Consider the following 24,826-nt stretch of genomic DNA (forward strand, 5'->3'; position numbering starts at 1 on the left):
GATTCCTTTTTTCTGATTTTTAAAATGTTGAGGTGCAAAATATCCCTCAAGAAATCATTACCTTAAGCAAAGGCTCATTTTTGACGAGTTTCTTCTATTATATAGAACTATTTTGATAGTCTCTTTCATATTCTTTAACCAACTTATAAAATGACGTCTTTTTAACGCCTAACTCCGCCATGGCTTTAACAGCTGTCATCTCTCCTCCTTTCCAACGATCATAAACTTCTTTGAACTCCTCTGCAGCCTGAACTTTTGGTCGACCAAAAGCTATACCGTTTTGCAAAGCAACATCTATCCCTTCACGCTGCCGTTTCCGAATGCGATCCCGTTCCTCTTCTGCCATCCAAGAAAGAATCTGCAAAACTAAATCCGCAATGAATGTACCGAGGCTATCTTTAAATTGAGTAGTATCCAACAGTGGCATATCCATCACGACGATATCTGCTTGAATATTTTTGGTAATGTCATTCCATTCCTGTAGAATCTCTTCTTTGTTCCGACCAAAGCGATCCAGAGAATGAATGTAAAGAACATCTCCTTTTCGAATCATACGTTTTAATAATTGATATTGAACCCGATTGAAATTTTTTCCACTTTGTTTATCTAAAAAGATATCACGTTCATTTAGACCTTTTTCCAACATGGCTTGAAGTTGTCGTCCTTCATTTTGATCTTTGCTACTCACTCTTATGTATCCAAATTTGCGGACATCCATTTTTTTACTCCTTCTTCTACTTTTCTCTCTCTTATTCTATCAATAGCGTTCGTAAAAGTATATGCAAAATAGAGAACGTTCATAAAGTATTTTTTAGCTTTAACGAACGTTAAAACAAGATGATTTTGCATAAAAATGAACCGTTCGTAAAAGTCTACTTTTACGAACGATAGCAACAATGCTATACCACCCATTTCGGAAATTTTTTTTTATCCTATGAACAGAGATGGAGACTATTGTGTCATTTTCCTAATTAGAGCATAAGGTATATAACCCATTTAATTAATTTCCTCCTTAAAAACAATTAAGGAGATGTCTTATGTCAGGTTGTGAATCAAGGTGTGACGACGGTTTTGGATTTGGTGGAGGTTTCGCCTTTATAGTCGTCTTGTTTATACTCTTAATCATTGTTGGAGCTAGCTTTGTTGGTGGCTACGGCGGTGGTTACGGCGGCGGTTACGGATATGGCGCCTGTTGTTAAAAATAGTATGAAAAAAGCCGACCTTTATTGGTCGGCTTCTTCAAATTTGATTCCTATTTCTGGGAATGATAGCTATTTTGAGGACTCTAATTATGGTCCAGACGACAAAGCGCGAAAAACTATGATAATAAATAAAGCCCCGAATTTCCTACGCTTAGAATCTTCAAGGGTCTCATATCTTAATCAACTAACGCACCCGTTAGTTCATTAACTCAATCTTTATTACCTTTTCTTTCTTTTGTCATATGTAAAACTAATGCTACAAATAATGAGATAAAGAAATAGCGTAAATCAATTTTTACACAACCAATACATCCAGTTAGGTAATCATAGCAAGCGAAAAGAAAAAGAAATATTGATAATGCAAAGAATAGTTTAGCAGCACTTTTGTTTCTTGTATTCATAAATCCTCTCCCAACAGCTAAGATAGCAATATTACTCTTGAAGTATAGCACCTGTTAGTTCATTAACAAATTAAGCGTTGAAGTATGTTTAATAAATGGTTTGCCAAAACCTATCACTTTTCATATCTTCAACTACTTTTTTTAATGTATTTAAAATCTGTTTAACATTCTCATAACTAAATATAATCATTTGAACTGGGGAGCTACTTGTAGTACCTCCATTTTTTGAACAAGGAAAAATCCTTATTTGAGAATCAAATGCCTCAATCAGCCAGTGTGTAGCATAAGGGTATTCAGGTGTTATTTCATCATTATACTTATCCCTTTCTCCAATTGGTAAAAACTCATATCTTATACACCGATTGCCTTTTCGTTTAAATCTTTGACGTTTGGCTTTATTTAAAGCATTATATCTATTTTCTAATTTTTTCTTTAATCGCTTTCTCATTTTTCACCTCTATTTAACATTACTTAATGAACTAAACTGCCCCGTTAGTTCATTTAGACTTCTTGCAGAGTTGACACAAACTATGACATAAAAAAAAGGGATTTACCGTCTAGTATGTAAGAATTATTACTAACACCAACATCCCCTTGCAATAGAATTTAACTCCATCTCTTTCCTCACTTTTTATTTTTGGAAGTATCACCTGATAATTAAAAGGTATATTGGATTGGAAAGTTCGATTACCTTTGCTTCTTACTTAGAAGAAATCCAATAGTTGCAGCTAAAATCACTAGAAAGATACCTATACACGCAGTAACTATGCCTTCTATTTTGTCTTTTGCATAAAAACAAATATATGTATTAAAAGAGACAAAAATTAAAAAAATTAATAACTTTGTAACTAAGAATTTGTGAAATGGTTGATTAATAGGCAATTATAGATACCTGAAATGTTCTTACTTTTATGACCTTCTACAGAAATGTACGAAGACACAAAGATAAGTACATTGGGGACATGAATTTGAGTACATAGAGTTATTAATCCACTCAAAACCGCACCAATTCAATCTCATACAAAATCGAGTACATTATAACAGTCATATAAATTTATCTGTAAACACAAAGGGGAAGGCAATATCTATACCCTCCCCTTTTTCGAACAACATATGTTTTTAATCTTCTTGATTACTTTATAAAAAGATTGATTATTTTTGTGATTCTTATTAATGAATCGCGCTCAATTGCTGAATAATAATGAATCCTTATTTTTTTTCATAATTAATAATAATTTTTTCAGTTAACTTCTTTATTAGATTAATGTAATTCTTTAATTCATGATTTGAATCTTCAAAATTCCTTCTTGCTGTGAATGTTCTGTTTGAATGGGTACACTTACATCTGAAGTCATAGATGATATCAACTACTTTTTTTAAATCCTTAAGGTCTTTGTCTTCTTTAATTAATTTCATTTCTTTTAATATATAAATAATTGACCTATTAGCAGTTAAAAATGCCTTATCATGCAAACTTCCTCTAAAATAATTCTCTAAAACAAGTGTTAATTTCTCACGGTCATTACGTTTTTTGTTATATGTATCTACCATTTCTATAACAATTTTTATATCCTCATCACTATGTTTTGAAAACCAATCAGAATTTATGATATGTTTTACATCTTGAACAGTAGCGTACAAATGAACCTCATCAAAAATGCACTCTAAAATTTGATAATAAGCAAGATATTTGAACTCACTTTCTTCCATTTTCATTGCCTGATAATAATAATTTATTAAATCTTTATCATATAATTTGAATAATTCATGTTCATTAATGCTATCAAAGCTTTCCATCTCTTCATAATGATGATCAAGAAAGCTGTCATCATCAAAATCAGGAATTTTAGCGATATCTAAATGTACAGTATATTGATGGGCCAATTTGAATAATATATTTTTAGCAGCCTCATAACCTTTTGTAAGAAAAGAAGGATCATCCGACTTTACATTCAAAAAATTATTCATATTATAAATTTTCAATGAAGAAATATCAGTTTCCTCATAGATTTCTTCGCCTTCAGCACGCTGTTCCTTTAAGCTATGATTCCAGAAATATTCACTGATTTTAGAAATTTCAAAAGTTATCCCTTTGTCATTTAATTTGTCTGGTACCGAGTGAAGACCTTCAAACATACCAGAATAGCCTTTGTATGTATTACTAATCACAATGGGAAATTCAATATAATTCTCATCATAACAACATTCTCTTTCTATGTAATTAAATTCAAAATATTTTCTTATATTATCTATAGTATTATTTAGAATATCACTACCATTGTCTATTTCACTATCACTATATATACTCTCACCGAATACTAACGGCCGTCTCCACTCACCATTATCCAAGTGAAAGCTCCCATTAAAATCGATATTTAATGATATAACAATATTACTATCCCTGGTTTTAATATACTGAGTGAGTTTAATAATTTTATCTATCTGATCAAAATTATTAATATCCAAGTCTATTTCAAAATCTCCATTCCACATAACTGAATGCAATACTAGATATTCTTCATCATGAATGATTACATCTATTTCAGGGTAGCTAATAGCAAGATTATTTAATACATTTAATAATTTTTCTATCTTTTCAATTTCCTGTGTATCATGATATTCATGTTCATAACGTTCTCCTTTATAACATATCAATAAATTATTTTTCTCTAAAGAGACTTCAATATTAGGAAATTGCTTTACCATTTCGTTCAATTGCTCACCTAATGCCATAAAATACTCTCCTTAATCAAAAGACATGAATTTAAATGTACAAGAATTTAAATATTCCATTTATTATAGCAACTTATTTCCTTTTATGTTGTGCAACTATCCTGCCCCTTTTTTCCATAAGAAAAGAGCTGCCACAGCAACCCCATTACCTTTTAGCATATAAGGTGGAACGTGGAACTCCTGTAGATTTTACTATGTCATTTACACTCATTCCGTTAGTTTCACGTTCATTATAAAGCTTAATAGCTCGTTTTAAAGTCTTTTCATCTCGTCCTGGTCTTCCCATATGTTTCCCTTGCTTTTTTGCTCTCTCCCGACCTTCTGTAGTTCTTTCTACAATAAGATCACGTTCAAATTGTGCGAAAGAACCTAAAATATTAAAAAGGAGTGTTTGTAAGCTATTTCCTTCGTTTGAACCATCAAACTTCATATCCTCTTTCACAAATCTAACTTTAACCCCTTTTTCAGCCAATCCTTGAACTATTTTATTTAAGTCCATAATAGAACGAGCTAAACGATCTATTTTAGTTACCACTAATGTATCTCCTTCTCGCACAAATTCCATAGCTTCATAAAGTTGAGTTCTTTGTTTGGTACTTGTTCCAGTTACTTTCTCAACAAAAAGCTTTTCGCACCCTTCATTTGCCAAGATTTCCTTTTGCGTTTCTAAATCCTGGCCAGTAGTTGAAACTCTTGCATAACCAATTAACAAAATGTATCACCCTTTGTCTAAAAGTCTTAAATGTTTTGTATGTATAATTATAGACTAACTTTTAGACGTAAAACAAGAATTAATAAACAAAAAAAATTCTATTTTTAAGAGTGTCTTAAAGTTTTAACTTTTAGACAGAGGAAATGGTGGGTCTCCCGTAGCCTTCTTTAATGATGTGTTATCGGAACTTGATGATATCCGTCAATCACATTTACTGAATACGATACAAGGGAAAGTGCAAACATTTGGGACGATACCACCGTTGATGGAATCGGTATTTCAGGCTTAGAACGAGGAATGAACCAATGGAACCCCAGATGATAGCTAAACTATAAAATGGACACAGGTAGAGAAGATGCATATTTTTTTAACAATTATAATTAATGTACCCGATGATTTGTCAACAATGATAGAAGTATATTTAGAAAAATTTGATAAAATTAGAATATAGAAAAAAGACCAATGAAAATAAATTTTTAAAAAACTGAATTTCATTTTAGTTATGGCAATTTATTTTCACCTAATTAAGTAACAGAGATTTTTGGTTATATTTTTCTACGCAGAGGTAACACTGTACATGTGAAAGAAATTAACTAATTTTAGCTCTTTCTAAAAATCTATTTAAAGTTATAATTAGTTATAACATCCAGAATATGTTTTTGGTGTGATGTCCCTTGCTGGAAAGGAGGGACTAATCGAATGCAAATATTGGAAATGTTGATACTGGCTTCCGATTTAATAAGTGCTTTTAATGAATTATCAAGCTTCATACCATTAGATTCGGATTTTAAGCCACCATTGTTTATCATTTTCGGATATTCAGATCCTTCGAAAAGCCAAAAAAAAACAGCAATCTAATGTGGCGTTAGATTAGCTGTCAATACTTTTGTTCTAGCTAGAACATTTTAATCAAGGCAAACAGACATCAAAAACAGACATCATGAGAATCGGGTGTGCAACCACCTGATTCTTTTTTTTTGCGGATTTTCCAAAATGGAGTACCGCCTGTATGTACTGTGTATATACATACTTTAAGTTAATTATAAATGAATCATTTTGTAAATACAATGCAATGCAAAGCAAAGCAATGTATTGAAATAAAGTGAAGTCACTCCTTGGGGGACCTTCTCTTTATCGTTACCAATCATTTACTAGGAAATAGAAACCAGTGTGGATAATGATACTGGTTTTTTGTTTTAAAAAAACTTCTATATAGATAATCTAAAAGCATTTTAACTAACTGACGTCATACCTTTTATAAAGGGGGAAATTCAAAATGACATACCGACCTACTGTTAGATATCCATCCATTTATCAGGACTATGTAAATGAAGTTAATAATGCGACTTCATTAGATCGCAACCAAATTTTCCGTCTGGCCTTATTTATAGCAGCTCATTCAAAAGAATATAACGATATCCTTAAAAAATATAAGAAGGGTGACGTCCCTCTCCCCTGCCCAGCATGGAGGATAGAGGAAGAGAAATGTTGGCAAGAACAAAGCTATATTAAAAAAGAAGATACGCCCCAGGTCAAAATCATTGAACAAGGTGGCATTAAACTCATTATCGGATGATCATTTATCTTTTTGGCTTATCGACACTCTTAATAGCGTGGGAAGCTGATGCCTTATTTGCCAAGGCCTTAGCCAATTCTTTTGATATTCCATCTTTATTACTCATCTATATCACCTCACATATCAAGAGCCTTGCCGTTAAGCCTTTAAAATATACCTCCCTCCACTCTTTAAAGGAGGACCGAGATACCTACTTACCAACCTACCCAAACATAAAACCCTTTTTAGGAAGGAGAAAGCCAATGAGAAGAGATAAGCCATTGAATCCTAGCCTTTCCCCTAACAAAAAAAGAAACCCGGAACCTCAAAAAAGAAAGGTCCGGACTGATAAGCTGCATGATATAAAAATCCCTGTTTCCGAAATAACGAATACGATTGTATTGCGTGAATCAAGGAAACATTGGTATGGATCTAAAACCAAAACTTCCACAGAACTGCTTTTATATGGCCTTGAGAACCTTTTTGTATTTCCTGACGTCACCTATATAGACCATCCCTCCACCGTCCATTGTAAGGTTGATCATGAGACATTTCGGAAAATAGGGGAATATGGTATCGAATGGAATTGTAGTACCAGACAGGCAGCTCATAGAATTTTTATGGAGGCTTTAAAGAAGAAACAACTAGGGGGCATAACAGATGGGGAAATATAGCAAAGCGAATCTCATCAATGAAGAACTATCACTTATAGGGTCCACTAACTTTATCGGAAAAATGCTTCATAAAATGAATAAAACATCCATGATTTTATTATCCATAAAGGTTCCCCTAAATAGTTATTTAAGAGCCGAAGTGTTTTGTGAGGATATTCAAGATTTATCAGAAATGTCGTTTGACCAAAAGGATTTATTGACGCTGCTATACGAAGATTTTCTTTATGAGGGAAAGAGAAACCCAGATTTAAAGAAGATTTTTAAGGTCCTCAATACATTGGAACATGAATCTGGAAAGACTGCTGTTTTGGAGAAGAAAACGGACTCCATTTTTAAACTCATTCATAAGGAACAACATGAAGAACTGCAACCTTTACATTTAAGAATGAGGCGAAAATATGCCCTTCGTGGAGAAGTCTTGCTTGCTGATTTGGAGGAAGACCACCCAAACCATGGCTTTACCATTGAACGAGTCATTGAACTTCTCTACATGGATTTTATTGATAAACTACGTAAAGGAGATAATACTGAAGCTATGAGCACCATTCTTCGTATCCTAGATAATGATGAATAATATATAGCCTAAAGGCTTTTGCAGGGTTAACCCTGCTTTTGTCTTTAGGCAAGAATTTATGATCTTCTGTATTTTAAATCAAATAGGTAATTGTAAGCCAAAATGAATTTAATTTTGCTGTAGGGCGTTTCTCAGCATTGGATACCACTTGGTAGTAGTTTGATTATGTAAGGTTTAATCCTTTCATCATCATCAAATGACATAATCGTTTCAATAACTTTCTTTCGAACATGCTCACCTTCTCCAAAGTAATACAGAGCATTAACATAACCGTCTTTGAATGTTTCTAAATCTTTTATTGTAACCTCTTTTATTCGTTCTCTTCTTTCCTTATAGAAAGTAGAACTTGGAACGCCCTGTTTCATAATCTCTTTTGAGTTACCAAACTTGATACCTTGCCAGCCATCACACCAGAGCATAACACTATCATTTGTGAACTTAATATCTGGTTTCACATAGTCGGTGTAAATGTTGTACACACACTTTCCAAACACTGGATTACTTTCAATTACAAAACCGTTTTCTAATTGCATGTTATCGCCTCTTTTACTATGTGGTGAACGTGTATCTTAAAATCAAGATCGATTCTTTTTGGAATCCCGGTTGATCGAAAGCGTATGTTAGTTCATTAAAAAGCAATTTGTAGGTTCGGATTTTACCAATCCTCACCCGCAAAAGGATTATAGTTTATAATCTTCTCTTTAATTTGCTCAATGCATTCGTCTATTTCATCTTTAGATTTAAGTCGATGATATTCTATAGCATAATCTAAAGCAGTTGGGTTATCCTCCCATACAGATAAGGAAGATTTTATTTTTCCCAGTTCATTTTTTATATATTTAGGATTCATAGAAGCTAGTTTTTCTAATACTTCTTTATATTCTTTATATACATATCCCACCAAATTAATCTTTTCTTGGTCTTTACTAATTAAATAATCTTGTAGAGTCTTAGAGTCTTGATCAATTAAGAAAGATAATTTATAAAATTGAAATGAATAATTTATTTTCCCAATTATTTTATTTATTAAATCATCACCATCTTTTATTTTTTCGAATAACTGTAAATTAAGCGAAAGCTTTTCGATTAAATCATTATATTTATCGAAAAAATCATGATCTTGCATATTTCGTATATCTTCAACTAGTTCATAATATCCAAGAGGGATATCAATTCCTTGAATACTTTTTATATCTAGTTCTTCTTTATTATCATCTATAAATTTAGCAAATATATCTGCTGTTTCTTGTCCATATTTGTCTTTTGCAAATGTCTTCTTTTTTATAGCTTGTTCCTGGAATTCTTGTTCTAATTGCAACTTCTGTTTTCTTTTAAACTTTTGTATAATCCATGATAATCTTCTTTCCATTCGACTTTCTATATCTTTATATATTAATACACCATGCCTAAATTCTTCATTCATTCTTATTTTAATTTGATTCATATGGCTGGAATGAAGTATTGGGCTGTGATAAGTATAGTCAGTTTTTCTTTCATATCCTTTTATCATTTTTTTCTCGGTACGCGTAATGAAATCAAAATCAATGGTCAACTCTGACGTTTCCAAATCTAAAAAATAACAAAGGCCTGTTATATTATATATTGCCTTTTCTAATTCATTTCTTCTACGAGCATCTGTAATACCTTTTGCTATTGAAAATTTCATGTATGTAGCTTTATCTAAAATCCAAAAATCTTGAATCCCTTCAGATTGATAAAGGTTATGTCTCTTTTCCCAATCCGTAGATGAAAGTGGACTGTGTTGGAACTCAAATGCCCATCGTAAACCTTCCATTCCTTTTTCTCTGTGTTGTATAAAAACATCTGCTATTTGCCCTGTTTCGGGAATATGAACTTCAGAATCAACATCGGCTGTTGGGAAATTTTGTTTAAGCCAACTGAATAGAATTTCCTTTCCATTTATATGAGAATTAGTTTCTGGTTCTGAATTTGTTACTACACACTCTGAATTATAATGTGCAAAATGTGCACTCATTATCTTTCCTTTTTTAAAAATTACATTAGTTTGACAGTTTGGGCAGTATATTTTCTTATCTTTAGCTAGTTGCCTAATTGCGCTTTCTTCACAACTTGAAGCATATAAAGTTTCTTTTTCCGATGTTACACATCTTAACAATTTGATCACCTTCCCTTTTAGCATGCGTATGGACATTATGAATACCAACAAGATTTTTGATTCCTCTTTATTATAAACACAAAATCCACTGCATGATTAAATGTCCTTTATTTTGAATCGAATAGGTAATTGCAAGTCTTAATGAGAGTTAATTTCGTTGCAGAGCGTTTCTCAGCATTGATTATAAAAAGTTGTGTTTAGTTTTTTATCTGGTAAAAGGTATATTTTCACTTTCAGATAGGTTTGCGTTTAGTTTTTTTAATGAATAAACTATTTTATATACTTATTTTTATTAACATAATCTACCTTATAGATAACTCAACAATCAATGCTACAATTATTATGAGGTGGTAACTTTGTTTATTTCTCCAATGCTATTGCACAAAACAGAGCAACCCTTCGAGGACGATGATTTCATAACTGAGCTCAAGCTTGATGGAATTCGTTTGATTCTTTCTAAGTTTGATAATCAGATTAAATTGTATACTCGTCACAATAATGAAGTCACAACGAAATTTTCCGAACTGCTCCAGTTGGATATTCCGAATGGAATTATTCTTGATGGTGAAATAATTGTGACTGATCAACAAGGTAAGCCTGATTTTGAACAGGTTATCTTTATCGTAAACAACTAAAAGGGTGATAGGATAACTGTCTATTCTTTATTTACATATAAACAAAGGAAAACGCACCTGTTAAGTGACAATAAAAGTTGTTTAATTTGATCTTAAACACAAATGACACCGTTCAAGTAATTTCGAACGGTGTTAAATATTTCCTTATACTGGGTTACCGCCAACAAAATGCGGATTTCGCACGCTATTCCGTTTTTTTACAATAAAAAGCCGGATTCCTGTATGCTAAGAGGTTCCGGCTTCATTGTTTAAAGGTTTAAGGCCTTAATGAACTTAAATTAGTCACTTGTTCACTATCAAAATTGTATTCGCCTAAGAAATTGATATGTCCCCATCCAATAAGGTTAAGTAGTTCTTCCTGAAGTTTACCTTGCTATTTGCGGTGTTTTGTTGCTTGCTGCAGTTACACCGTGTTCCAAACACTAATCGCATTGATGGTAATGTTTAATGCATTTGCCCGTTGGAGTTGATCTTGTAACGCACGTTCTCGCAGCTCGACATGTTTGCATCCTTTGAGCATATAATCAGCTCAATTCTCCGATTTACCACTATTTACGATACGGTTCACCATATCATCTCTGAGGTGAAATTTTTAGGGCACCCCAAACAAGAGGGCCCTGAAATGTTTAGGACGGCGAACTGTGGCTTAGCAAAATCACAATTCGCCGACAAGTGATGATGATTCGGATGTTTGGAGAGGTGGCGTGAAATCAAGCAGTTCGATCTCTGTGTGTTTGCATTATTCTACAACATACTAACGTTCCATCTTTAAGCTATGATTCGATTCCAAGTATTAATCAAATTAGCCTTGTAATACTCTTGTTTCTATAATTATGAAATGAGCAATACGTGTCTTTATTAACCAAGTTCCGTTTTGACGTACATATGTGTCTTCGTATTTGATACTATAATCACTGAGAACTTCTTTGCCATCTTCATCTCTCACCATTTTTTGCTGTGAGTACGAAACACCTGTTGCAGTATCGCCGTCCACTTGTACATTATGTTGTGCATTAGTGGAGAAGTAACGTTTGACAAGAGAAGCGTGACCTTTGAACTGCTCTTCCAATTCATCTCTTCCTGAAACATCAGATACCAATTGGTCGCCAAAATAAACCATATACCGATGATCAGGCGTAAGTAAAAGCATTTGTTCTGAAGTCTTTTTTTCATCTCCCAAATTGAGATAAGCATCAACCAATTCTCTTAATTCAAATTTTGCTTGTAAAATTTCTAACGTCATAAATTTTTTCCTCCTTTAATTTCTGAACCGAACTGTATGAACATGTTTTATTCCTCCACGTATTTAAAAAATAATAGTTGCAGGTGTTACATCTGCAGGATATTTAGCTTCTGCCACTTCTCTTGCTTCTACCATCTCATACCATGCATTTGCTGCTACACTTGGATCTGTTTCTGTACCAGCCTTCATAAACATACCTAATGAAAGATGTGCAACATACACGCCTTTATCTGTAACATCAGTATGCAGGTTCATTACATAATTGCGTAAGCCTGCTAGTGCAATACCGATATTACCCATCATTGGAATCGGATATAGTGCAGATAAACCTGTTGTGAAAAGAATCGCTCCTTCTCCTTTTTCCACCATATCAGGTAATACTTGTTCAACTACACGAATCGCACTGCCAACGTATCCATCAAATTGTTGTAGTGCATTTTCATACGTTGTTTGCGTAGCAGGTGTTGGTACACCGCCAATTGTAGGACTGAATTCAACGATATCAATAAATCCGTAATCTGCTTTGATTGCATCAAAAGCAGATTTGACTTCTTCTGCGTTGTAAAGGTTAGCTGCATAGCCTTTACTTTCGATGCCGATTGCTTGTAATTCATTAGCTAATGCATCTAGTTTTTCTTGCGTACGTGATACTAATAGTGCACGATAGCCATTTTCTCCAAATTTCTTTGCAAGTGCTAATCCAAGTCCTGAACCTGCACCGACGATCACGATATTTTTCATTTGTATTACCTCCAAATTATTTATTTACTTACTTTGCTAGAGCTTGGCGAACAATTGGTGCTACTTTATTGGCCAGTAGATCAATTGCTTTTTCTACTCTAGAAAGTGATTGACCTCCCATATCGAATTGACCCATGAAACGGCTGTGACCAAATACTTCATGCTGATATAATATCTTTTCAGTTAATTCTTCTGCACTGCCAACTGCTAAAATTTGATTAGCTGCCCGTTGCGAGTATAGAGATTCCTTTGTAACAAAAAATCTCTGCCCTCTCTCTTTCATAAAATGTCCAAAATAATTCATATAATGAGGATAAAACTCATCAATTGCTTTCTCACCAGTATCTGCGATATATGCATGACCTGTTACAGATATACGCAGTTTATCAAGGTCATGCCCAGCTTCACGAGCAGCTTTCCAATATAAATCAGATAAATATTTGACACTTTCAGGGTGACCGCCTAGTAAACCAAGAGCCATATTCACCCCTAATTTTCCTGCACGTACTGCACTTTCTGGAGTGCCGCCCACACCTATCCATAATGGCAGTTTTTGTTGATATGGGCGGGGTGAAATACTTGCATTTTCCAGTGATGAACGGAATCTACCGGACCAGCTAATATTTTCTTCTTCTTGCAATGCCAGAAAGAGCTTCAGCTTTTCTTCAAATAACTCATTATAGTTATTTAAATCAGCACCGAATAATGAAAAGGATTCTAAAAAGGCTCCACGACCTACAATGATTTCTGTTCGCCCTTTAGACAATAAATCCAATGTTGCAAAATCCTCATATACACGGACTGGATCAGCAGTGCTAATCACAGATAATGTACTTGTCAATTTAATCTGCTTCGTTTCTCGTGCAATGGCTGCTAATATCATTGCATAAGAAGAGGTTACAAAATCTGAACGATGATGTTCACCGATGCCAAACACATCTAATCCTGCTTCATCAGCTAACTTCGCCATTGTTATTATTTCAGATATACGTTCTTCTGCAGACTTAGTCTCTTTATCTTGGTTTGGTATTCTTTCTCCTAATGAATAAATCCCGAATTCAAATGGAGATGATCTTTGTTGTTCCATTATCTATCGATCTCTCCTTTTTTTAGATTAAAATGAATAACAATGCAATAGCTATAATTCCAAGAAATAGAATAGTTGAAGTTTCTTTAAATCCATCTTTTACTCGTAAATGTGTTATAACTCCACCAATAGAGGTAAATACAATGATTAAGGCTCCAATAATTGCAAAGTTTGTTGACCAAAAACCAATGATTAAAAAGATAGCTGCTGTCAATTCTACAATACCCGTGACAACTCTAAACCATTGTGGCAATCTCCATTGTTCAAATGCCTCTTTATGCATATTTGAACCAAAAGTTTTTCCCATTCCGGCCATGATAAACATTAATGCTAATAAACCTTGTAAAATCCAAGTTAAAATTGTCATTTCTTTCACTCCTTTTTCTTCTTTTATTTATTAAATACGATTGGCATTTTATGAATATATGCATTATTACGAACTGCATCATATAAACATTTGGCAACATTTTCTCGTGATACATTCATCTTTCCTTTTGTATTTCCAAAAGATATATCATAAGTCTGACCTGTGTATTTGACATTAGGGTTGATGATACGAACAACTGTCCAATCTAAATTTGATGTTTTTATGATTGGTTCTATTTGCTTCATTTCCTGATAACCAGTTGGAAATAGGACTTTCGCCATTATACTAGGTAAGATTGTTATTAATTGTGATGTATCTTCTTTGGCTTTTAAAGTAGGTGTAGCTAATGTAATGAAACGTTTCTTATTTAGTCTTTTCATTACTGTTATTATTGATTTATGTGCTGAAGTAATCGGTAACTCTTTTACCTTTCTGGATTTATCTAATGAAGGTCCCAGCGTACTGATAACTGTATCTGAATTAACAATTGCTTCTTCAATTTTTGTTTCATTATCCAAATTCCCTACAATTATTTCTAAATTTTCGTGGGTTATTGTTAATGCATTATTTCTTCTAACATATGCAACGACGTGGTCTCCATTAGTTAATGCCTCTTGAACGACCATTTTCCCGATTGCTCCGTTTGCTCCGAAAATAGTTATTTTCATTGTGAATTCCACCTCTTTTAAACTATTTTTGTTTATACAACAATTGTTGTATAATTGAATTGTAAACTCATTATATCTAATCCTCAACCGTCACTTTTGGGCTTTTTTCGTATATACAACAAAATGCTAAAAATGACGGAAAAGTTTTTAGTTTTTCTATTTTATTTGCTTTTTTAGGATAGTCTAGAGACAGTGATATTATTAAGATGTCAATAAAGAAATTGTTAATTAGAGGAGTAAAACAAAACATGGTAAAGGAAATTGATAAACAACTAACAAAACGTAAGTATCAAGCAATTAATACAAAAAATAATCTTTTACTGGCCGCAAAAAAATTAATGACAGAAAAAAGGTTTGATCAGATTACCATTGATGAGATTAGGAAAGAAGCTGATGTTTCAATTGGTACGTTTTATCATCATTTCAAGTCAAAAGATGAAATCTTTTCAATCTTATTTTCAAAAATAGACAAAGAATTGTTTGATGACTTTCATCAAGGTAATAATGATATGCCTGCTGAGGATATCCTTATTAACTATTTTAATACATTGGCAATTACTCTTACTGAATTTGGATGGCCAATTGTAAAAGAAAAATTTTTCCATGACAATATTTTTTATAGTAAGAATCAAAAATTGAGAAGTGTATTGCTTGAAATCATCATTGACGGTCAGTCAAATGGGTGTATAAAAAAAAGAATGCCCTCAGAAGAACTAACTGATTATTTACTGACCATGGCAAGAGGAATTGTTTTAGAGTGGTGTTATTGGGAAGGAACCTATTCATTAAAGGATAAAATGAATTTTTATATGGAAGAAATGATTCATCCTTACGTAATGTGAGAAGGCTTTCTGTTTATGTTATTTAAATAAATTTAAAAATGAGTGAGAGGTTACTTATGACAATTAAAACAGATCCTCGAATAATTCGTACCCGTAAATTAATTATGGATTCCTTTGTTCAACTTTCCATGAAAAAAGATTTTAAAAATATTACCATCAGCGATATTACATCAAAAGCTACAGTTAACCGTGCAACATTTTATTATCACTTTACCGATAAATATGACCTGTTAAACAAGGTGCTAAAAGAAGATTTAATGACAAAAGTATTAAAAGAGATTGAGAAGCATGAAAAGGTAAATCATAAAACAATTACGAGCATTTTTCTATCTATAATTTCCTTCCAAAGTTCTTTATCTTCACAGTGCAAAAAAAGTTTTGAAGCCTTTAGTACAACTATCGAGAATGTAATTAAAAAAGAATTGGAAAAAGTATTTTATCAAATGTTGATGAAAGAAACCTCTTCTGAAAATGAAGAGGTAGTAAGGGCAGGATCTGTTATGTTAAGCTGGGGAATTTATGGAGCATCAATAGACTGGCAGCATAATAGTAGTATGAGTCCCGAAGAATATATAAATATGATGATGCCTTCGTTAATTAGTGGAGTAGACAAGTTGAATTGAAATTTACATTTTTTTAAACCCCGTATAGACACATACGGGGTTTTTTAATTTTTTATAATCTGTAAGTTTGACAAAAAATCATCATATAGGTTACATTGAATTTGACCGAATGGTAATTCGGCGAATAAATATTCGATAAGGAGAGATTTCAATGAAAACTCAAGGCATCAAAAAAATTACGCCAAAACTACATCATATTGGTTTGACTACAGGGCGTTTCGAAGAAATGGTAGATTGGTATAAAAACGTATTAGAAATGGAGCCAGTTCATTATTCGGAGAATCCAGCTGGGGATATTGGAGTGGAAGTAAAAGGTGTTTGGGTAACGAATGATGAAGCTAACCATCGTATAGCCATCATGGGAATTCCAGGATTAGTAAATGATGAGAACAGAAGTAAACATTCTCGACTTCAACATATGGCTTTTGAGTATGACACACTAGATGATCTATTAGATACGTATGTACGTTTAAAGAAAATTGGTATTAAACCTCATTTAACAGCAGATCAAGGTGTTAGTATTGCTTTTTATTATGATGATCCCGATGGTAACACCGTTGAATTAACAATGGATACTTTTGGAGATTGGAATAAATCAACAGAATATATGAAAAATTCATCAATCTTTGCGAAAAAACCTATGGGGAAATATGTTGACGTTGAAAAGCTTTTGGAAGCACGTGAACAAGGTATTTCCTCTAATGAAATTCACGAACGTGCATATGCCGGTGAATATGAACCTGATACTCCCATGGATCCAACAAAAATGCTTTAACATAATAAAAAACTAGAAAAATAATGATATTCATCTAGTTTGGATAAAGATGAAGTAGATACACAGTAGGTATAATTAAGGATTAAACAACTGAAGTGGATATTGTGATTCCTGAAGCCACTGGAATCAGACGTTATTCGGAGGTGTTGGTCTTTCATCAACATCTAAGTATTGAAACAAGCAAGTGACAAAAAATTTATCATTAAAGGAGAGTATACAAAATGACAAAAACATTTCAAAACAAAGTAGCTTTAATTACAGGTGCAACCGGAGGAATTGGAAAAGAGACAGCTTTAACACTCGCAGAACGTGGTGTAAAGGTTGTTATTAGCGGTCGTCGTCGAGAATTAGGGAACCAAGTAGTTGACGAAATTATAGTGAAAGGCGGAGAGGCGTTGTTTGTGACTTCTGACATTGGAAATGAACAAGAGGTACAAGAACTTATCAAGAAAACTGTTTCTCACTTTGGAAAGTTAGATATTCTTGTTAATAATGCAGGAATCTATTTAGAGACGGTACCAGTAGCTCAAGCAGATGGAGAGCTTTTCGAAAAAATGTTACAAACAAATGTGATGGGTGTTTTCTATACAATGAAGTATGCAATTCAGCAAATGCAAGAACAAGGACATGGTGGAGCAATTGTTAACTTAGCATCTACTGCTGGCTTAAACGGTATCCCTTACGGAGGACCTTATGCTGCTACGAAACATGCTGTCGTAGGTTTAACAAAATCAGCTGCAATCGAATATGCACCAGAAAATATACGTGTAAATGCAGTAGCTCCAGGAGCCATTAAGACGGATAGCATTGCGCAATTTATTGAACAAGGTACCTATGATGAAAATATGATTATTCAAATGCATCCAATGATGCGTATGGGCCGTCCTCAAGAAATTGCGGATGCTATTGTTTGGTTAAGTTCAGATGAGGCATCTTTTGCCACAGGAACGATTTTAAACGTTGATGGCGGATTCACTGCTAAATAATATCTAGGTTGATTAAGGTATTGGACAGACTCTTATAGGGGGGCCAACCACATGCCCATCATACCGTTATTATTAGGATAAATAGGAGGATTTCCAATGAAAGCTATATTAATGAAAGAATATGGAAATGAAGACGTACTATTAGAAACGGAAGTAGAACTACCTGCTGTTGGTGAAGAAGAAGTACTTGTAGAAGTCAAAGCATTTTCAATTAATCACGTGGATATCGTAACTCGTGAAGGTGATTTTAAAGCTTTTGGACCCTTGACCTTCCCTCATTTATTAGGTTTAGATTTTGTCGGGGTAGTAAAAGAAGTAGGAGCATTATGTCAGTCCATCAAAATAGGGGATCTCGTTACGGGTATTAACTATGGAGGTACCTATGCTGAATATATTACGATTGCTGAGCAAGCTGTCGTGAAACTAATTCAAGACGTCAATGTGAAAGAAACTGCAGCTTTTCCTGTAATAGCAGTAACGGCATGGGCAGCAGTAATGGATCATGGGTTAGTAAAACCAAATCAAAAAGTACTCATTCATGGTGGTGCTGGTGGTGTTGGACATATTGCCATTCAATTAGCTAAACAAGCAGGAGCTTATGTATATACAACAGGAGCAGAGCGTAATACAGCATTTTTAAAGAAGCTAGGTGCAGATGAAGTCATTAACTACGCAACAACTGACTTTACAACAGTAGCAACTGATGTGGACGTCGTAATTGATACAATTGGTGGTGACGTACAAGAGAAAAGTTTCCAATCACTAAAACAAGGTGGGCGTCTTATTTCCGTTGTGACAAAACCAAGTGAAGAGCTATCTGAAAAGTATGGAGTGTATTCCGACTTTATTCGTGGAAATGTGTCGAAGGAGACAATGATAAAACTCGTAAATGACTTAGTTGCAGGACGTTTAACATGTCATGTCGAAAAAGAATATCCATTTTCATTAGATGGAGTTCGTAAAGCGCAAGTAGAATTATCACAGGGGCATACTCGCGGAAAGCGAATTGTTATTATCTAATCAAAGGCTATTCTGTCGCTAACCTTCCAAAGAGTGAATAAACGTGATGAACTTAACCCATCTCAATTATTTTTAGACGGGTTAAGTTCATTTTTTATATAAAAATAAAAAGATTCATATATCATCTAATCCCCTGCTATTTTTAGACAGTTTCTTAAATGTGTCGTAAAAACGATAAAACTAAAAAAATGTCGGTTGCGTGATAGTGGTCATGGATTTATAATTCAGTTATACAACATATGTTGTATAAGCGAAATGTGTAGTTAAAGGAGGTATTAAGCGTCAATATAACATTTATTTGGTGAAAATGGTGCAATTGGGCAACTTGTATTAAATAAAGCTCTTCAGAATGGTGATGTAGTGACCACATATGTTCGCCGCGAAAATTCGATTTCAATCAACCATAAAAATTTAAAAATAATTGTGGGTGATTTATCAAATATACAGAAAGTTGAAGAAGCAATTAGTGAAGCACATGTGGACTAAGGAATTGGACAGACTCTTATAGGGGGTCACCAACAATACGCGGAAAATAACGTATGTTTCATTTATATTTATAAATTCAATAATAAATAAAAGGAGAGAAACAGAAATGTCAAAGGTATTATTTGTTAAAGTAAACGATCGTCCATTGGACCAATCAGTAAGTGCAAAAATGTATGATGTATTTTTACAGAACTATAGGGTAGCAAATGGATCAGATGAGATTGTTGAATTAGATCTATTTAAAGAAGGTTTACCATTCTATGGAAACGACGCTATTACAGGTGTATATAAACGTAACCAAGGTTTTGAACTTACAGCTGAAGAAGAGAAAGCAGCTAATTTAGTTGAGAAATATTTAGATCAATTCCTTTCAATGGACAAAATTGTATTTGCATTTCCTTTATGGAATAAAACAGTGCCAGCACCACTAACTACGTATCTTTCATATCTGACACAAGCAGGAAGAATGTTTAATTACACTGCTGAGGGTCCTGTTGGATATGCTGGTGACAAAAAAGTAATGATATTAAATGCTCGTGGAGGAGATTATTCATTAGATACGATGGCTCCTGCAGAAATGGCAGTAAATTTAGTGAAAAATATTATTAATATCTGGGGAATAAAAAATCCAGAAGAAGTAATTATTGAAGGGCATAACATGTATCCTGAACGTTCGAAAGAAATCATTACTACTGGGTTAGAGAACGTCATAAGGGCAGCTTCAAAATTCTAGTTAATAAAGTGAATATATAAGGGCAGTTTCATATTTTGAATAAACACATTTGGAACAATCTCTTTAAACTAAATTGTTTACATCAACATGTATGTATTTTGGACAAGTTGCCAAGCTTATACCAAAAGGCGTGTTGTTGAATAATTAAAATTCAAAATTGAAAGAGGCGAACTAATTATGACAAATAAGGATAGAATCATTCGTCCAGTTTTGCACCATTATGGGCTAACAACTACTCGCTTTGATGAAATGAAGAATTGGTATGCTAAGGTAATAGGTATGGTTCCTACTTTTGAATCTTCAGACCCTACAGGTAATCGAGCTGGAATGAATGCTACTTGGGTTACTAATGATAAGGCAAATCATCGTATTGGTATTATAGCCATTCCGGGTTTAACGGATGATTCTGAAAAACATCTTCATACAAAGATTCATCATGTCGCATATGAATATTCATCACTGGATGATTTATTAGATACTTATGTTAGATTATCAGAAATTGGAATAGAACCTGTAATCTCACATGATCACGGTGCGAGCATTGCCTTCTATTATCGAGATCCAGATCAGAACATTGTGGAATTAAATACAGATACTTTTGGGGACTGGGAAAAGTCTACTGAATTCATGCAAAAGTCTCCTCAGTTTGCAGCACACCCAAACGGAGCAACTATTGACCCTAAACTTTTGGTCGAAGCTCGAGAGCTAGGAATTTCTTCAGCAGAAATCCATAAGCGAGCTTATGCTGGAGAGTATGAGCCATCCACACCTGCAGATCCACGTGCTCTAACGTAATATTATTAATATGATTTATAAAATGAACGCTTGAATAAGGTAGATGCCATAAATAAATTACAAAATGAAGGACATAAGGTAGCAATGGTTGGAGATGGTATTAATGAAATGAGATGTTTCTACGAAGAAACATCTCATTTTTTATAAAAAGAATTTTAATACTCAACGTATTCATTAGGATCATTTTAAAATTACTTGTAGCGAAGGTTTTATTTAAATATTGTTATAAATTTTTCCGTAGTTGATTTTAACCTTTACTTTTAATTCCTGACATTCTTTTTCTAATTCTTTTACTCTCTTTCGAAGACTTGCAATTATTACGTCTTTAGATTCTTCTGATATATTTCTTTTGACTTGTTTTATACTCAATATACCTTCTTGTTGGCTACGAAGATATTCAATCCTTTCTCTAAGATTTGGGGTTCTATAAAGGTATGTTTTAGAAACCCCAGCGTGTGTTGCTACTGAATTGAAATTTATTTTTTGTTGAGTTTTGATCATGTGTTTTATAGACTGTTCGACTTTTCCAAGAGTTTTTTCACTTTTTTCTTTCGCCTTTTCTACAAGTCCAGATACATTAGGTTTTAGATTCCCCATTGCTTTAGACCTCTTTTCTTTCATTATTTGTATACTCCCTACGCTCCTTGCTCAAACCGTAAATACCATCGCCCGCCTCAAGCGAAGATGCAATATCCTTATAACGTTTTAACTTCGGCTGTATCAATTCAATGGATCTGAGCCTATTCGATTTTTTGTAAATCTCGATGTCAGATTCGATTTTAATAATTTGCTCCTTGTAATAATCCAAGAAAGTATGGTCCGAATGAAAGCTCCGGCAGTTGTTTTTGATGCAAGGCGGTTCCAACGTTTGTTCTAGAAAGTCACAAGAAAGTTTAGGACTCTTAATACAGAAACCATGATCCAGCCTAATGGAGTCCATATTGTGTCGTATCCATTCTAATTCTAAACCGTTTTCTTTTGCTTGATCTTCTAAGTCAGCTTCAATAATACTGCCATTAGGGGAAAGCCTAACGGCCCCTTTAGCTCTGGCCTTTTCCCATTCGCCCCTCAAGGTATTATCGTGTATTTGTGCGTAAATTAAAGTCATTTCTGGGCTTGCATGGGCCATCAACTTTTGTAAGTGGAGGATGTTCATCCCGTTATTAATCATGTTCACACCATATCTATGTCTAAAGGCATGATTTTTGATATGAAAGATTTCTCCGGAACTGTCCCTAATCTGACAACGATGGGTAAGCTTGTTCAAGTTATCGTTAAAAACTTTTGCCGAAATCGGAAGACTTTTTCTCCTCCCGTCTATATTTGGAAAAAGAAGGCTTCTTTGATTTGAATCTGATGATTCAGTATCCATTAATTTGACCTGCGTATGTATTACAGCCGCAATATCATCAGTGATGGGGACTTTATGATTAGTATAGTTCACTTTCCTTTGATCTCCGATTAACCACCAGCCGTCACTTTTCTTTTCTAGACAGTTTTTCTTCAATAAAAGGGTGTCGGATATACGGAACCCTGATGCTTCAAGTACTAACAGAATTGGGACATAATGAGCATTTAATTCAGAAAGGTTTTCAAGAATCTGTTCCCAGACATCGTCAGGTATATACTTTATATCTTCGGCTTTCAACCGTTCTTTCTTTGGAAAATCTTCCGGGAAAATCAAGTGATTTATCGGCTTCTTGGGTGCAAAATCCCATTCCAGCCTTTGGATATAAGATATGTAGGCTTGTACTTCGTACAAATATACTCTAATTCTGTTCTTCATTTGTTCTTCGATGGTATTTTTGCTGTTTCCTTTGAGTGGCAATGTCCGTAAATGCCCCATAAAAGACAAAATGTCATTACGTGACAATAAACTCAAGTCATCCCATTCAGGATATCTTACAGCGATAAATTTAAAAAACGCTGATAGGGGAGGGATTATACTTCTTGACCGAGCGAAACTTAAGTTTTGCTGTATGACCATTCGTTGCTCCAGGTATTTTTTAACCCATTTTCGAAACGGTGTGACAACCGTTTCGAAAGAAATAGTGTACTCACCTCTAGTCTGGTTAAAATCAATGGGTAATTTGCGGACATCCCATCGGTCTTTTTCAATTTCAGCTCTATTATCATAATAATCTGAAAAAAACTCGTATATTTGATTATAGAGATTGATATATATTGAAGCTTTTATGTATTCTTTATTGCCAATTGCGTTTTTTCCGTGAGTAACTATGGGCAAATTTCGCGAAGCTAAAAATGTGCGGTATTCTAAAAGAAATTTATCCTTGTTGATATCGATAATCGAAATTGAATTGGGGTATTTTAGAGATATAAACTTAGCTAATGCTTTAACGGCAGGATAATATCCGTCCCAAAGAGATGTATGGCGATAGGTTTTATTTTGTAGTCTTACTGAAAAATAAAACTTTACTTCGTTCCGAATGTTAGGATTGCTGATTTTTGCAAAGTTCATATTTCTCGCCTTAAATTTCATCTTGCCTGAATACTTGATAGGACATTGTTCTATATTCCATACATCTTCGGCCCAATAACCAGTTAGATTTTCTATCATGTAACTGACTTGTTTAGCTAATCGAAAAGTATCTTTATACATAAAATCCTTCTCTCACTGTTATTCTTTCTTGGTGTTTCTGTTCTTTATTGCTTGAGTGTAACTTTCGCGAAGTTGATCTTCATTAATATGTACATATGTATTTATGGTGGTCTGGACCTGTGCATGACCTAATAGCTTTTGTATGACAGAAATTTCTACACCTTTCGCATGTAGTTCCGATGCAAAAGTATGTCTTAACATATGAGGGGTAAAATCTATTCCCGTCTTTTTCCTGATTCTTTTAATCATCGATTCTACGGTGTTCCGGCTTAGTGGGTATCCTTTGTTAGGACCTTGTAATTTTATGAATACATGGTTAGAGTCGACTTCATTTGCATGGTAATCAATTAGGTAGTCTTGGAATAGATTCATCGTTTCTTCACTTACAAAAACGATTCTATTTTCACCAGCAGCCGTCTTTGACTTTTTAACTCTAATAGTGTTTTTTATAATATTAAAATCTTCGATTTCAAGTCCAATCGCTTCCCCTATACGTAAGCCACCCTCATATAATATTCGCATTAATAATTCATCTCTTACGTTAGTACAATTGTCATGTATAGTTTGTACTTCTCCTTGTGTTAATGTCTTTATCTGCCTTTTTGTTTCTTTCACCTTTAATATATTTTTGTCTATTAATCTATTTTTTGATATATGATGCAAAAATGGTTTGTAGTTTCTATTGCGTGAGGAAATCTTTTTTGTGCTAGCTTCCTTTAATCCATTCTCATGCATGTTCAACCGGTCTAAAAAATCATAGAAGGACATTACACAGGTTAATATAGTGTTGATTGTTCTCTCAGAACGAACCGAGTTAATTGGCCTTATCGTAGTGATTTTTTCTGACTTATGAGAAGTTCTTAGCCAACCTATGAATTTAGCTACATCTTCTATGGAAATGGACTCATAGGATAATTCCTTTTCCACTAAATACTCAAAATATAGTTTCAAGTGATAACAATAAGATCGTAAAGTATTAACTGATCTTCCTATGTTATCCATATACTTTAAGTATTTAATTACTGGTATAACTGGCTCTCCTCCACCGTCAACTAATATGTAACGGTTCCCTTCACCCTCAATTTTATTAATTGTTATTTCATGTACTTTCATATGCATCACCAATCCACATAGTATCAATTATGATAATCATTGTCTACTTTGGTAACTATATCCACTAGATATATATAACGATTAAACACCGTAGAAATTCCCCT

General features: G+C 33.7%; 26 protein-coding genes and 4 pseudogenes. 14 read left to right on the forward strand and 16 right to left on the reverse strand.

Features of this window, described 5'->3' with window-relative positions:
* Window positions 1-97 precede the first annotated feature (97 nt).
* On the reverse strand, window positions 98-718 hold the full coding sequence (locus tag N0M92_RS21480; RefSeq protein WP_260287742.1) for a recombinase family protein: 621 nt from the start codon (window positions 716-718) through the stop codon (window positions 98-100).
* 319 nt (window positions 719-1,037) lie between these two features.
* Between N0M92_RS21480 and N0M92_RS21485 the strand changes: the two are divergent.
* A pseudogene (locus N0M92_RS21485) lies at window positions 1,038-1,154 on the forward strand (YjcZ family sporulation protein); the annotation flags it as partial.
* 257 nt (window positions 1,155-1,411) lie between these two features.
* On the opposite strand, the gene N0M92_RS21490 reads toward N0M92_RS21485, so the two are convergent.
* The 4 genes from N0M92_RS21490 to N0M92_RS21505 all read right to left on the reverse strand — a co-directional run bounded on the left by N0M92_RS21490 (window position 1,412) and on the right by N0M92_RS21505 (window position 5,048).
* Window positions 1,412-1,603: a hypothetical protein gene (locus tag N0M92_RS21490; protein ID WP_260287743.1), complete on the reverse strand. Its 192-nt coding sequence runs from the start codon at window positions 1,601-1,603 to the stop codon at window positions 1,412-1,414.
* A gap of 88 nt (window positions 1,604-1,691) precedes the next feature.
* A complete protein-coding gene (locus N0M92_RS21495; protein ID WP_260287744.1) occupies window positions 1,692-2,051 on the reverse strand; it encodes a hypothetical protein in 360 nt (119 codons plus the stop codon).
* A 761-nt stretch (window positions 2,052-2,812) separates the two neighbouring features.
* Window positions 2,813-4,336 (reverse strand): hypothetical protein, encoded by a 1,524-nt coding sequence (locus N0M92_RS21500; protein ID WP_260287745.1) that lies wholly within the window; start codon window positions 4,334-4,336, stop codon window positions 2,813-2,815.
* A gap of 145 nt (window positions 4,337-4,481) precedes the next feature.
* A complete protein-coding gene (locus N0M92_RS21505) occupies window positions 4,482-5,048 on the reverse strand; it encodes a recombinase family protein (RefSeq protein ID WP_397443896.1) in 567 nt (188 codons plus the stop codon).
* A 699-nt stretch (window positions 5,049-5,747) separates the two neighbouring features.
* Here N0M92_RS21505 and N0M92_RS21510 point away from each other — a divergent pair.
* The 4 genes from N0M92_RS21510 (at window position 5,748) to N0M92_RS21525 (ending at window position 7,851) form a co-directional block, all read left to right on the forward strand.
* A complete protein-coding gene (locus N0M92_RS21510) occupies window positions 5,748-5,906 on the forward strand; it encodes a hypothetical protein (RefSeq protein ID WP_260287746.1) in 159 nt (52 codons plus the stop codon).
* Between the two features lie 418 nt (window positions 5,907-6,324).
* A complete protein-coding gene (locus N0M92_RS21515; RefSeq protein WP_260287748.1) occupies window positions 6,325-6,624 on the forward strand; it encodes a hypothetical protein in 300 nt (99 codons plus the stop codon).
* 242 nt (window positions 6,625-6,866) lie between these two features.
* Window positions 6,867-7,277 carry a hypothetical protein gene (locus N0M92_RS21520; protein WP_260287749.1) on the forward strand — a complete coding sequence of 137 codons (411 nt, stop codon included), beginning with the start codon at window positions 6,867-6,869 and terminating at the stop codon, window positions 7,275-7,277.
* Window positions 7,264-7,851 carry a hypothetical protein gene (locus tag N0M92_RS21525; RefSeq protein ID WP_260287750.1) on the forward strand — a complete coding sequence of 196 codons (588 nt, stop codon included), beginning with the start codon at window positions 7,264-7,266 and terminating at the stop codon, window positions 7,849-7,851. Before N0M92_RS21520 ends, N0M92_RS21525 begins: the two co-directional genes overlap by 14 nt.
* A gap of 131 nt (window positions 7,852-7,982) precedes the next feature.
* On the opposite strand, the gene N0M92_RS21530 is transcribed toward N0M92_RS21525, so the two are convergent.
* Window positions 7,983-8,384 (reverse strand): hypothetical protein, encoded by a 402-nt coding sequence (locus N0M92_RS21530; RefSeq protein ID WP_260287751.1) that lies wholly within the window; start codon window positions 8,382-8,384, stop codon window positions 7,983-7,985.
* Window positions 8,385-8,506: 122 nt separating this feature from the next.
* A complete protein-coding gene (locus N0M92_RS21535; RefSeq protein WP_260287752.1) occupies window positions 8,507-9,988 on the reverse strand; it encodes a competence protein CoiA in 1,482 nt (493 codons plus the stop codon).
* Between the two features lie 356 nt (window positions 9,989-10,344).
* Here N0M92_RS21535 and N0M92_RS21540 point away from each other — a divergent pair.
* Window positions 10,345-10,605, forward strand: a pseudogene (locus N0M92_RS21540) (ATP-dependent DNA ligase); the annotation flags it as partial.
* 274 nt (window positions 10,606-10,879) lie between these two features.
* Here the strand turns inward: N0M92_RS21540 and N0M92_RS21545 are convergent.
* From N0M92_RS21545 to N0M92_RS21570, 6 genes and pseudogenes are all read right to left on the reverse strand, one after another.
* Window positions 10,880-11,128, reverse strand: a pseudogene (locus N0M92_RS21545) (Tn3 family transposase); the annotation flags it as partial.
* A gap of 297 nt (window positions 11,129-11,425) precedes the next feature.
* A complete protein-coding gene (locus N0M92_RS21550) occupies window positions 11,426-11,866 on the reverse strand; it encodes a nuclear transport factor 2 family protein (RefSeq protein ID WP_260287753.1) in 441 nt (146 codons plus the stop codon).
* A 63-nt stretch (window positions 11,867-11,929) separates the two neighbouring features.
* Window positions 11,930-12,607, reverse strand: coding sequence for an SDR family NAD(P)-dependent oxidoreductase (locus N0M92_RS21555; RefSeq protein ID WP_260287754.1), 678 nt, complete (start codon window positions 12,605-12,607; stop codon window positions 11,930-11,932).
* Between the two features lie 28 nt (window positions 12,608-12,635).
* Window positions 12,636-13,694, reverse strand: coding sequence for an LLM class flavin-dependent oxidoreductase (locus tag N0M92_RS21560; RefSeq protein WP_260287755.1), 1,059 nt, complete (start codon window positions 13,692-13,694; stop codon window positions 12,636-12,638).
* Window positions 13,695-13,716: 22 nt separating this feature from the next.
* Entirely contained in the window at window positions 13,717-14,061 is a 345-nt protein-coding gene (locus tag N0M92_RS21565) for a DoxX family protein (protein ID WP_260287756.1), read from the reverse strand.
* 23 nt (window positions 14,062-14,084) lie between these two features.
* The gene (locus tag N0M92_RS21570) at window positions 14,085-14,729 is read right to left on the reverse strand and encodes an NAD(P)H-binding protein (protein ID WP_260287757.1); all 645 of its coding nucleotides are present in this window, start codon (window positions 14,727-14,729) and stop codon (window positions 14,085-14,087) included.
* 248 nt (window positions 14,730-14,977) lie between these two features.
* Here N0M92_RS21570 and N0M92_RS21575 point away from each other — a divergent pair, with 248 nt between their 5' ends.
* The 8 genes and pseudogenes from N0M92_RS21575 to N0M92_RS21605 all read left to right on the forward strand — a co-directional run bounded on the left by N0M92_RS21575 (window position 14,978) and on the right by N0M92_RS21605 (window position 20,989).
* Window positions 14,978-15,571, forward strand: coding sequence for a TetR/AcrR family transcriptional regulator (locus tag N0M92_RS21575; RefSeq protein ID WP_260287758.1), 594 nt, complete (start codon window positions 14,978-14,980; stop codon window positions 15,569-15,571).
* A 56-nt stretch (window positions 15,572-15,627) separates the two neighbouring features.
* Complete coding sequence (locus N0M92_RS21580) at window positions 15,628-16,194, forward strand: TetR/AcrR family transcriptional regulator (RefSeq protein ID WP_260287759.1); 567 nt, start codon at window positions 15,628-15,630, stop codon at window positions 16,192-16,194.
* Window positions 16,195-16,345: 151 nt separating this feature from the next.
* Window positions 16,346-16,969, forward strand: coding sequence for a VOC family protein (locus N0M92_RS21585; protein ID WP_260287760.1), 624 nt, complete (start codon window positions 16,346-16,348; stop codon window positions 16,967-16,969).
* A gap of 221 nt (window positions 16,970-17,190) precedes the next feature.
* Window positions 17,191-17,955 carry an SDR family NAD(P)-dependent oxidoreductase gene (locus N0M92_RS21590; RefSeq protein WP_260287761.1) on the forward strand — a complete coding sequence of 255 codons (765 nt, stop codon included), beginning with the start codon at window positions 17,191-17,193 and terminating at the stop codon, window positions 17,953-17,955.
* 96 nt (window positions 17,956-18,051) lie between these two features.
* Entirely contained in the window at window positions 18,052-18,975 is a 924-nt protein-coding gene (locus tag N0M92_RS21595) for an NADP-dependent oxidoreductase (RefSeq protein ID WP_260287762.1), read from the forward strand.
* A 312-nt stretch (window positions 18,976-19,287) separates the two neighbouring features.
* Window positions 19,288-19,461 (forward strand): annotated as a pseudogene (locus N0M92_RS29525) (NAD(P)H-binding protein); the annotation flags it as partial.
* A 106-nt stretch (window positions 19,462-19,567) separates the two neighbouring features.
* Window positions 19,568-20,194 carry an FMN-dependent NADH-azoreductase gene (locus N0M92_RS21600; RefSeq protein ID WP_260287763.1) on the forward strand — a complete coding sequence of 209 codons (627 nt, stop codon included), beginning with the start codon at window positions 19,568-19,570 and terminating at the stop codon, window positions 20,192-20,194.
* A gap of 177 nt (window positions 20,195-20,371) precedes the next feature.
* Window positions 20,372-20,989 carry a VOC family protein gene (locus tag N0M92_RS21605; protein ID WP_260287764.1) on the forward strand — a complete coding sequence of 206 codons (618 nt, stop codon included), beginning with the start codon at window positions 20,372-20,374 and terminating at the stop codon, window positions 20,987-20,989.
* 213 nt (window positions 20,990-21,202) lie between these two features.
* On the opposite strand, the gene N0M92_RS21610 is transcribed toward N0M92_RS21605, so the two are convergent.
* From N0M92_RS21610 to N0M92_RS21620, 3 genes are read right to left on the reverse strand one after another with little or no spacing between them, the layout of a single operon-like run.
* Window positions 21,203-21,610, reverse strand: a complete 408-nt coding sequence (locus N0M92_RS21610) for a DUF6262 family protein (protein WP_260287765.1) — start codon at window positions 21,608-21,610, stop codon at window positions 21,203-21,205.
* Window positions 21,591-23,609: a tyrosine-type recombinase/integrase gene (locus N0M92_RS21615; protein ID WP_260287766.1), complete on the reverse strand. Its 2,019-nt coding sequence runs from the start codon at window positions 23,607-23,609 to the stop codon at window positions 21,591-21,593. The genes N0M92_RS21610 and N0M92_RS21615 overlap by 20 nt, the downstream gene beginning before the upstream one ends.
* Window positions 23,610-23,627: 18 nt before the next feature.
* Window positions 23,628-24,722 carry a tyrosine-type recombinase/integrase gene (locus tag N0M92_RS21620; protein ID WP_260287767.1) on the reverse strand — a complete coding sequence of 365 codons (1,095 nt, stop codon included), beginning with the start codon at window positions 24,720-24,722 and terminating at the stop codon, window positions 23,628-23,630.
* Window positions 24,723-24,826 lie beyond the last annotated feature (104 nt).

Source organism: Peribacillus aracenensis, assembly GCF_025175645.1.
In the GTDB taxonomy this organism is placed as follows: Bacteria; Bacillota; Bacilli; order Bacillales; family DSM-1321; genus Peribacillus; species Peribacillus aracenensis.

Excerpts from the sequence above, each read along its gene's own strand:
- N0M92_RS21480 (WP_260287742.1), bottom strand. The coding sequence starts at position 718 with ATGGATGTCCGCAAATTTGGATACATAAGAGTGAGTAGCAAAGATCAA.
- N0M92_RS21490 (WP_260287743.1), bottom strand. The coding sequence starts at position 1,603 with ATGAATACAAGAAACAAAAGTGCTGCTAAACTATTCTTTGCATTATCA.
- N0M92_RS21495 (WP_260287744.1), bottom strand. The coding sequence starts at position 2,051 with ATGAGAAAGCGATTAAAGAAAAAATTAGAAAATAGATATAATGCTTTA.
- N0M92_RS21500 (WP_260287745.1), bottom strand. The coding sequence starts at position 4,336 with ATGGCATTAGGTGAGCAATTGAACGAAATGGTAAAGCAATTTCCTAAT.
- N0M92_RS21510 (WP_260287746.1), top strand. The coding sequence starts at position 5,748 with ATGCAAATATTGGAAATGTTGATACTGGCTTCCGATTTAATAAGTGCT.
- N0M92_RS21515 (WP_260287748.1), top strand. The coding sequence starts at position 6,325 with ATGACATACCGACCTACTGTTAGATATCCATCCATTTATCAGGACTAT.
- N0M92_RS21520 (WP_260287749.1), top strand. The coding sequence starts at position 6,867 with ATGAGAAGAGATAAGCCATTGAATCCTAGCCTTTCCCCTAACAAAAAA.
- N0M92_RS21525 (WP_260287750.1), top strand. The coding sequence starts at position 7,264 with ATGGGGAAATATAGCAAAGCGAATCTCATCAATGAAGAACTATCACTT.
- N0M92_RS21530 (WP_260287751.1), bottom strand. The coding sequence starts at position 8,384 with ATGCAATTAGAAAACGGTTTTGTAATTGAAAGTAATCCAGTGTTTGGA.
- N0M92_RS21550 (WP_260287753.1), bottom strand. The coding sequence starts at position 11,866 with ATGACGTTAGAAATTTTACAAGCAAAATTTGAATTAAGAGAATTGGTT.
- N0M92_RS21555 (WP_260287754.1), bottom strand. The coding sequence starts at position 12,607 with ATGAAAAATATCGTGATCGTCGGTGCAGGTTCAGGACTTGGATTAGCA.
- N0M92_RS21560 (WP_260287755.1), bottom strand. The coding sequence starts at position 13,694 with ATGGAACAACAAAGATCATCTCCATTTGAATTCGGGATTTATTCATTA.
- N0M92_RS21565 (WP_260287756.1), bottom strand. The coding sequence starts at position 14,061 with ATGACAATTTTAACTTGGATTTTACAAGGTTTATTAGCATTAATGTTT.
- N0M92_RS21570 (WP_260287757.1), bottom strand. The coding sequence starts at position 14,729 with ATGAAAATAACTATTTTCGGAGCAAACGGAGCAATCGGGAAAATGGTC.
- N0M92_RS21575 (WP_260287758.1), top strand. The coding sequence starts at position 14,978 with ATGGTAAAGGAAATTGATAAACAACTAACAAAACGTAAGTATCAAGCA.
- N0M92_RS21580 (WP_260287759.1), top strand. The coding sequence starts at position 15,628 with ATGACAATTAAAACAGATCCTCGAATAATTCGTACCCGTAAATTAATT.
- N0M92_RS21585 (WP_260287760.1), top strand. The coding sequence starts at position 16,346 with ATGAAAACTCAAGGCATCAAAAAAATTACGCCAAAACTACATCATATT.
- N0M92_RS21590 (WP_260287761.1), top strand. The coding sequence starts at position 17,191 with ATGACAAAAACATTTCAAAACAAAGTAGCTTTAATTACAGGTGCAACC.
- N0M92_RS21595 (WP_260287762.1), top strand. The coding sequence starts at position 18,052 with ATGAAAGCTATATTAATGAAAGAATATGGAAATGAAGACGTACTATTA.
- N0M92_RS21600 (WP_260287763.1), top strand. The coding sequence starts at position 19,568 with ATGTCAAAGGTATTATTTGTTAAAGTAAACGATCGTCCATTGGACCAA.
- N0M92_RS21605 (WP_260287764.1), top strand. The coding sequence starts at position 20,372 with ATGACAAATAAGGATAGAATCATTCGTCCAGTTTTGCACCATTATGGG.
- N0M92_RS21610 (WP_260287765.1), bottom strand. The coding sequence starts at position 21,610 with ATGAAAGAAAAGAGGTCTAAAGCAATGGGGAATCTAAAACCTAATGTA.
- N0M92_RS21615 (WP_260287766.1), bottom strand. The coding sequence starts at position 23,609 with ATGTATAAAGATACTTTTCGATTAGCTAAACAAGTCAGTTACATGATA.
- N0M92_RS21620 (WP_260287767.1), bottom strand. The coding sequence starts at position 24,722 with ATGAAAGTACATGAAATAACAATTAATAAAATTGAGGGTGAAGGGAAC.